The sequence below is a fragment of the Streptomyces sp. genome (assembly GCF_050698815.1).
Lineage (GTDB): Bacteria > Actinomycetota > Actinomycetes > Streptomycetales > Streptomycetaceae > Streptomyces.
Window position 1 is genome coordinate 1 of the sequence record NZ_JBOHCV010000363.1, and the last position, 6,159, is coordinate 6,159.

Genomic DNA, 6,159 nt, shown 5'->3' on the forward strand with positions numbered 1-6,159 from the left:
GGCAGCTCCCGGTGCGCGGCGGCCGTCACCTTGTCCGTCCGGGCCGATTCCGGACGGCGGAGCGGGCGGGGAAGGGGACCCGCCCGCGGCAACGGGAGCCGTGGAGCGGCTCAGTCGTCGGGCCGTACCCCGCCCCGCACGGGTTCGAACCCGACCGGGGAGAGCCGCACGTCGTCACCGGGCCGCGGTGAGTGCACCACCTTGCCGTCGCCCGCGTACAGGGCCACATGCGTGGCGTTCTCGCGGTAGACGACCAGGTCGCCGGGGCGCAGCTCGGCCACCGGAACATGGCGCAGCTGCCGCCACTGGCCCTGACTGGTGCGCGGAATCGGCCGCCCGGCCCGCCGCCACGCCCGCGAGGTCAGCCCTGAGCAGTCGTAGGCGTCCGGCCCGTCCGCCCCGAACCGGTAGGGCTTCCCGATCTGGTCCAGCGCGTATTCCAGCGCGTGCTCGCCGGCCCGGGAAGGCGCCCGCCCGCCCCCGTCGGCTGCCGACATCAGGGTGCGCTGGGCGCGGCTGTGCCGGTTCTGCTGTGCCGTCTCCAGGCCCCGCAGCCGCGTCAGCTGACCGTCCGAGAGCGAGGCCAGCATGCCCTCGACCTCGTGCAGCCGTCCCCGTACCGCGTCGCGTTGCCGGTGCTTGCGCGTCGTCAGCCGCTGCTGCGCGGCGAGCGCGGACCGGGCGCGGTCGGCGAGCTGCCGCTGCCGGTGCTCGCCGTCGGTCAGCCGCCGCACGGTCACCGCCTGCCGGCCGGCGGCGCGTTCGATCAGGTGCGCCGCAGCCATCGCGTGCCGCGGTTCGCGCAGCAGCATCAGCTGTACGACCGGGGGGAGTCCGACGTCCCCGCGCCGGTACTGCTGGCGGGCCAGCCGCCCGGCCTCCCGGCGCGATTCGTCCAGGGCTGCGCGGACCGAGGCCAGCGCAGCGGCGGCGTCCTTGGCGCGGTGGCGCTGCCGGGTGAGCTTCGCGGCGGTCGCGTTGTACGCCTCCGAGGCGGCCTCGGTCTCCTCGTAGAGCCCTCTCAGGTCCCGCAGCAGTTCGCTGACGGGCTTGTCGGCGCGGTCCGCGAGCGTCGGGGTGGGCTGGAGGGCGAAGACCGCCACAGCCGCCACCGTCACCGCCCCGGCACCGACCCGCCGTAGGTCACGTGGGTAGGACACAGGCTTGCCTCCGATCTCTCGGTACCCGAGCGATCGTGGCACGGTGATCCGCGTGGTCCGTGGAGATGTCGGCCGTATCCGCCCACCTCCGTCACTCATACGGTGGGCGGGCGTCGCCCGTGCGGCGGCACGGCACTTCCTCGGCAGGTGGGCCGGTCACCTGCCGCGGGGGCCGGTCAGCTACCGAGGGCCGGTCACCTGCCGAACAGGCGCCGCCCCGACATCCGGCGTGCCGCGTCGGCGACGGAGTCGATCTCCTTCATGCAGGCCGCGGGCAGCCAATGTGCCGTGGGGTTCTCCGCCGTGTCCGCCAGATCGAAGGCGTGGGTGAGCACGTTCAGCGGCGGGCGGGATTCCGGCGTCTTGTGCAGGCAGGCGAGCAGCGCCGGGCACAGGCTCTCCGGTACGCCCGTCAGGTCCGGGTCCTCACGGGCCATGGGCAGCATGCTCCCGGCGAAGGGGGAGTGGGCGCTGGCGGCGACGACCAGCGTGGCGCCGAGCTCGAAGACGTCGTCGGCCCACCCGCCGCCGCCCGAGCCCAGGCCCGTACGGCCCATGCCGAGCCCGTAGTCGACGACCCGTGGCGCGTCCGCGGCCAGCAGGACGTTGTGCGGGCCGAGATCGCGGTGGGTCAACTGGGCTGTGTGCAGGGCCGTCAGCGCCTTCGCGAGGGCGCCGCCCAAAGCGCGCACGGCGGACTCGGGCAGCGGCCCGTACTGTGCGACCAGGAACTCCAGCGACGGACCGGGCACGAATTCACCCGCGATCCACGGCTGTTCGCTGTCCAGCTCACAACCCGCCGCCTCGGCCACGTACGGGCTGCGCACGCACCCGGCGGCGACCTGTATGTCCCGCCGCAGCCGGGCGCGCAGGGGGCGGTCGCGCAGCAGTTCGGGGCGCAGGGCGCGGACCGCGACCCACTGCTTGCGTTCCCCGCGGCGCGGCGCGCCGCGCCCGAGGTAGATCGTGCCCATGCGGCCCTCGCCGACCACCCCGTGGAGGCGGTACGGGCCGAGCTGCTTGGGATCCGCGCTGCCGAGGCCTGTCATCCCTTGGATCACGCAGAGCAGACTAGGGGCACCTGTGCGGGAGGGGACCAGTCCTTACGAAACCGTCGAAGTTCTTCGCAACCTCCACGTCAGTCACAGAAGTCATCACGTTTCACGGAGGGCCCGGCCGAGGGGCCGCGCTCCGGCTCCACGGCCACCGGAGCCTGCCACGGGGGCGGCCGTCCGGTTCGTAGACATATCGCCAGCCGGTCGGCAGCCGCAGCCGACGGCTGACGCGGGCCGGCTCGAGCCGGTACACGTGCACTGTCGTGCGGGTTTTCGGGTTCTTCTCCGGGCCCGGCACCGGCACCTCGTAGTGTTTCGGCGGCCGGCCGTTCACCCCCACCAGCACCGGCAGCACCCGCCCGTCCAGCGGTCCGCCGACGAATTCCGTGTCCTCGCTGCGCATGACCGGTGCCCGTTCAGCAGTCGCCCGGGCAGCAGGGCTGGGCGAGCGAGCGCGCGCCGGGGCCTTCCTTGCCGAGGGTGTCGTAGGGGTTGGCCAGAGCGCAGTGCTCCAGGGAGAGGCAGCCGCAGCCGATGCACTCGGTGAGGTGATCGCGCAGCTGTGCCATCAGCTTGATCCGCTGGTTGAGATCCGCCCGCCAGCACTCCGAGACCCGCGCCCAGTCCTCCCGGGTTGGCGTGCGCGCGTCGGGCAGCAGCGCCAGCGCCTCGCGGATGGCGGCGAGCGGGATGCCCAGGCGCTGCGAGGCGCGGATGAAGGCGACCCGGCGCAGCGTGTCACGGCTGTAGCGGCGCTGATTCCCGGAGGTGCGGCGGCTGTGGATCAGACCCTCGCGCTCGTAGAAGCGCAGCGCCGAGGTGGCCACGCCGGCGCGCGCCGCGAGCTCACCGACGGTGGCTTCCTTGGCCTGCCAGGACAGTTGAGTGGACATGGCGGCCAGCCTACGCGGTCTTCAAGTTCCCTTTAAGTTGCCGCGGGTTTCAGGTTGCCGGCGGTCTCAGATCAGGTGCCCCGCGTCGGCGACGACCGGCAGCACCCGGCGCGCCAGGTCGCCGACCGGACCCTCCCGGTCCTCGATCGCCAGCGCGTGACGCACGATGCCGGCCGTCTCCGCGTCCCCGGCGGCGGTCGCCAGCAGCAGCGCGAGGAAGTGATCCACCAGCCAGTCGCGCAGCTCGCCGAGCGGCGGCTGCTTGTCCTCGTCCAGCCAGATCAGGGAGGTGCCCTCGACCACGGTGATCCAGTTGCGCACCGTCATCCGCAGCCGGAGGCCCGGACGGTCGCCGGGCGTTCCCTCGGCCGCGAAGCCGAGGTGGAAGAGGATCTGGCCGGCCGCCGCCCGCCGCACCTTGTCCACGATCGCGTGCGTACGCGAGGTCTGCACCACGCTGCCCCCCTGCAGCAGTGCCATGAAGCCGGCGTCGTGCTCGTCCACGAAGGCGAGATAGCGGTCGAGGGCGGCCGCGAGGCGCTGGGTCAGCGGTCCGGTCTGCGCCTGCGCGAAGCACTGCTCCAGCTCGTCGGCGGCGCGGCGCAGCCCCGCCTCGTACAACTGCTGCTTGCCGCCGGGGAAGTAGCGGTAGACCAGCGGCCGGGACACCCCGGCCGTGGCGGCCACGTCGTCGAGTGACACGTCCTCGGGCGGCCGGTGCGCGAAGAGGCCGAGCGCGGCGGCGATCAGCTGTGTACGCCGCTGGTCCACGGTGAGCCTGCGATACGCCGGGGCCGTGCCGCTGCTGCTCATCTCCCGAGCCTAACCGGCGGCCCGCACCGCCCCGGACGGACTGTCCCGCTCCCTGCTTCCTACTTCGCGAGCAGCCCGGAGCTGACCCACAGCCTGCGGCCGATGCCCCGCAGGACGCCGATCTCGTCCAGGAAGTCGGTCAGCCGCCGCGCGCCGGTCTGCATCACCTCACGCCGGTGGCCGCTGGCCTTGACCTGGGCCATGGCCTCCCGCTTGTCGAGGCCGACGTTGGTGTAGACCTCGGGGTTGATGAAGGAGACGGAGAAGATGCGGGCCGCCTCGCCGGAGCTGATGCGGGTGAATTCGGCCTCCCAGCGCGGGCATTTGGCCATCTGGCGGCGCAGCTCCTCGCGCGCGTACCGCACGTGCCGCGCCTCCTCGACCACATGGATGCGGGTGACGCCGCGCACCAGCGGCTGGATGCGGTCGTCGGGGAAGGTCAGCCGCTGCATCCAGTCGAGTATCTCCTCGCCGAGCAGGGTCGCGGTGAAGGAGCCCGGGGTGGTGGAGACGGTCTTGAGCAGCCGGGCCAGGTTGTGGTGCAGCCGGGAGACCGGGTACGCGGGGGCGCCGCCCTTCTTGATCAGGCGGGCGAACATCATCGAGTGCCGGCACTCGTCCGCGATCTCCGTCAGCGCGTACCGCACGTGGTTGCTGGTGAGCGGCTTGTCGTAGATGTGGCGTACCAGCAGCTGCATGAGGATGACCTCGAACCAGATGCCGAGGGAGGCGAGCGAGGCGGCCTCGTGCCGCGCGAGGTCCAGGCGTTGCTCCTGCGACATCCGCTTCCACAGCGGGGTGTCGTAGAGCGAGACCAGCTCCGGTGGCCAGAACCACTTGCCGTCCTCGAACGGCGCGTCCCAGTCCAGCTCGGTGTCCGGGTCGAAGGAGTGCTTCTTGGAGGAGTCCAGCAGCCGCTCCGCGACCTGCTCCCGGTCCTTGAGCAGGCCGAGCGCGTCCCGTACGGCCGCGACGTCGGCTTCGGTGCTGGGGGCGATGTCAGGGGTGGTCGTCATAGGGTGGCACCTCTTCGTCGGGTTACCGGCGGTCACGTCTACTGTCCGCTCTTATAAGACTGCGTGTCAGTAAGCTCGTCAATCCCCTGTGCGTACATCGCTTCCCACTTGTTGACCGGGCGGTAACCGACGTGTGAGCCTGCCAACTACCCCCGGTCCACTGGGCTCTGGGCCCCGGGGCACCCCCAGCCGCGCGGAGTCAGGAGGCGTCCATGTCCACGCATGACCTCTACGTCCAGGGTCCCGGCTCCCCGGGATGGGAGGTTCCCGCCTCCGGCGCGGCCCGGTTCAGCTGGGATTACGACGACGGCCGCGACCGGCTGCTCGCCCTCTACCAGAAGGGCAAGGACAAGCAGTGGGACAGCCAGCGGCGCATCGACTGGGACCTCGAGGTCGACCCGAAGGACCCGCTCGGCACCCCGGACGAGGCGATGTCGATCTACGGCACGTCCTACTGGGACAAGATGAACGCAGCCGAGCGCGGCGAATTGCGGCAGCACTACGCGTCCTGGCAGTTCAGCCAGTTCCTGCACGGCGAGCAGGGCGCCATGGTCTGCGCCGCCCGGATCGTGGAGTCGGTGCCGGACCTGGACGCGAAGTTCTACTCCGCGACCCAGACCATGGACGAGGCCCGGCACGCCGAGATCTACGGGCGCTTCCTGCACGAGAAGGTCGGGATGGTCTACCCGATCAACGACAACCTGCAGTCCCTGCTCGGTGACACCCTCCGCGACTCCCGCTGGGACATGCCGTATCTGGGAATGCAGGTGCTCATCGAGGGGCTGGCGCTCGCCGCCTTCGGCATGATCCGCGACACCACCGACAAGCCGCTGCCGAAGCAGATCCTGGCCTACGTCATGCAGGACGAGGCCCGGCACGTCGCCTTCGGCCGGCTCACCCTGCGCGACTACTACGCCCAGCTGACGTCGGCCGAGCTGCGCGAGCGCGAGGACTTCGTGATCGAGGGCTGCTACCTGATGCGGGATCGCATCCGCGGCGTCGAGGTATGGCAGAACTTCGGCATCGACCATCGCGAGGTGGCCCCGCTGGTCGAGGATTCCGCGTACATGCAGGCCTTCCGCAAGCTGCTGTTCAGCCGCATCGTCCCGTGCGTACGCGACATCGGCCTGTGGGGCGAGCGCCTGCAGCAGGCCTATGTCGACATGGGCGTGCTCGAGATGGGTGACGCCAACCTGGATCTGTTGATGCGCCAGGACGAGGA

The 6,159-nt window shown here is 71.4% G+C and carries 7 protein-coding genes; 1 reads left to right on the top strand and 6 read right to left on the bottom strand.

Annotation, left to right across the window (positions count from 1 at the left end; translation table 11 throughout):
• Positions 1–110: 110 nt before the first annotated feature.
• The 6 genes from ACRDP3_RS13260 to ACRDP3_RS13285 form a co-directional block, all read right to left on the bottom strand.
• Positions 111–1,160, bottom strand: coding sequence for a C40 family peptidase (locus ACRDP3_RS13260; protein ID WP_431517111.1), 1,050 nt, complete (start codon positions 1,158–1,160; stop codon positions 111–113).
• Between the two features lie 194 nt (positions 1,161–1,354).
• Complete coding sequence (locus tag ACRDP3_RS13265) at positions 1,355–2,209, bottom strand: protein kinase domain-containing protein (protein ID WP_431517112.1); 855 nt, start codon at positions 2,207–2,209, stop codon at positions 1,355–1,357.
• Between the two features lie 112 nt (positions 2,210–2,321).
• Positions 2,322–2,618 carry a hypothetical protein gene (locus tag ACRDP3_RS13270; protein ID WP_431517113.1) on the bottom strand — a complete coding sequence of 99 codons (297 nt, stop codon included), beginning with the start codon at positions 2,616–2,618 and terminating at the stop codon, positions 2,322–2,324.
• A 13-nt stretch (positions 2,619–2,631) separates the two neighbouring features.
• The gene (gene soxR / locus ACRDP3_RS13275) at positions 2,632–3,108 is read right to left on the bottom strand and encodes a redox-sensitive transcriptional activator SoxR (protein ID WP_431517114.1); all 477 of its coding nucleotides are present in this window, start codon (positions 3,106–3,108) and stop codon (positions 2,632–2,634) included.
• A 66-nt stretch (positions 3,109–3,174) separates the two neighbouring features.
• Positions 3,175–3,921: a TetR/AcrR family transcriptional regulator gene (locus tag ACRDP3_RS13280; RefSeq protein ID WP_431517115.1), complete on the bottom strand. Its 747-nt coding sequence runs from the start codon at positions 3,919–3,921 to the stop codon at positions 3,175–3,177.
• Between the two features lie 59 nt (positions 3,922–3,980).
• Entirely contained in the window at positions 3,981–4,937 is a 957-nt protein-coding gene (locus ACRDP3_RS13285; RefSeq protein ID WP_431517116.1) for an AurF N-oxygenase family protein, read from the bottom strand.
• Positions 4,938–5,149: 212 nt separating this feature from the next.
• On the opposite strand from ACRDP3_RS13285, the gene ACRDP3_RS13290 reads away from it, so the two are divergent.
• Positions 5,150–6,159, top strand: a 1,010-nt coding sequence (locus ACRDP3_RS13290; RefSeq protein ID WP_431517117.1) for a ferritin-like domain-containing protein, incomplete at its 3' end; no start/stop codon positions are given.

What these genes read in the sequence shown, in the direction of transcription:
- ACRDP3_RS13280 (WP_431517115.1), bottom strand. Translation starts at nt 3,921, where the DNA reads ATGAGCAGCAGCGGCACGGCCCCGGCGTATCGCAGGCTCACCGTGGAC.
- soxR (WP_431517114.1), bottom strand. Translation starts at nt 3,108, where the DNA reads ATGTCCACTCAACTGTCCTGGCAGGCCAAGGAAGCCACCGTCGGTGAG.
- ACRDP3_RS13265 (WP_431517112.1), bottom strand. Translation starts at nt 2,209, where the DNA reads ATGACAGGCCTCGGCAGCGCGGATCCCAAGCAGCTCGGCCCGTACCGC.
- ACRDP3_RS13285 (WP_431517116.1), bottom strand. Translation starts at nt 4,937, where the DNA reads ATGACGACCACCCCTGACATCGCCCCCAGCACCGAAGCCGACGTCGCG.
- ACRDP3_RS13270 (WP_431517113.1), bottom strand. Translation starts at nt 2,618, where the DNA reads ATGCGCAGCGAGGACACGGAATTCGTCGGCGGACCGCTGGACGGGCGG.